The organism is Dellaglioa sp. CoH-56-MRSF-12, from assembly GCF_056782075.1.
In genome coordinates this window covers 1-260 of record NZ_JBXAYD010000122.1, presented here as the reverse complement: position 1 = coordinate 260, position 260 = coordinate 1, and the positions used below count along the sequence as shown (strand labels likewise).

1 protein-coding gene is annotated in these 260 nt (G+C 72.7%); it reads left to right on the top strand.

Going from position 1 to position 260, the window contains the following annotated elements; all coding sequences use genetic code 11:
- Positions 1 to 260 (top strand): hypothetical protein (locus AC1RPY_RS08010; protein ID WP_481763154.1); only part of this gene is annotated, 260 nt, incomplete at both ends.

Here is a 260-nt window from a genome sequence, read left to right as displayed (position 1 = left end):
CGCTGATCATCGGCGCGTACCTGCCGCTGATGACGGCCGACCGCTTCCGTCGCCACCTGCTCGGCTACCTCGTGTTTTTCGTCGCCGCGGCGTTCGGGATCGTCTTCCTCGCGTACCAGGGCGACGCCCGCACGCCGAACGCGCTGTACCGGGCGTTCCAGATGTGGCTGTACGCCGGCCTCGCGGTCGCGGCCGCGCTGACGCTCGCGGCCGCGTGGCTGAACCGTCGCGCGGGCGTGGCCGCCGCGCTCGCCACGTTC